This is a genomic window from Tsukamurella soli (assembly GCF_039541155.1).
Lineage (GTDB): Bacteria > Actinomycetota > Actinomycetes > Mycobacteriales > Mycobacteriaceae > Tsukamurella > Tsukamurella soli.
The window spans coordinates 1-543 of the sequence record NZ_BAABFR010000267.1 but is presented as its reverse complement, the minus strand read 5'-3'; the positions used below and the strand labels follow the sequence as shown (position 1 = coordinate 543).

1 protein-coding gene is annotated in these 543 nt (G+C 77.3%); it reads left to right on the top strand.

What is annotated here, in order from left to right; translation table 11 throughout:
- Positions 1 to 125 precede the first annotated feature (125 nt).
- On the top strand, positions 126 to 543 hold a 418-nt coding region (locus ABD908_RS27505), incomplete at its 3' end, for a hypothetical protein (protein ID WP_345002105.1).

Sequence of the window (543 nt, the reverse complement as noted above, 5' to 3'; positions counted from 1 at the left end):
GACTTGGACCAGCGGCGCGCCGCCGAGTGTCGCCGCCGCATGGTCGCCGCTGTGCTGACCGACTGCGCGGCGCGCGACGCGCTCGAGGCCGCGCTGCTGGACGCCACGGTCGACGCCGGTCCGTCGTGACCGCCCGCGTGCTGGTGTGTGGGCAGGACCGCCGCGAGACGACGGAGGTGGCCGGCGCGCTGTCGGGCGTCGACGGTGTCGAGCTGGTCACCGCCGTGGTGGGTGCGGACGGCGCTGTGGCGGGTCGCGACGGTGCCGCCGGTGACCCCGCCGTGGGGGACTACGCGGCGGGCGTCTACGTCCTGACCTCCGCTGCGCCCGCCGATGCGGTCGACGCCGCGGCCTTCGCCCGCCTACAGGCGTTGACCGGCGCCGTGATCGCGGTGGCCACGGGCGCCGACCGGTACCAGGACGCCGAGCTGGTGCGGTCGGCGTCGGCGCGGCGCCTGGCCATCCCGGCGGTGCACCCCGTCGACCCCGGGTCCGACGCCGGCGTCGCGGATGTGCGCGCGGCCCTCGCCAAGTCGGATCGTA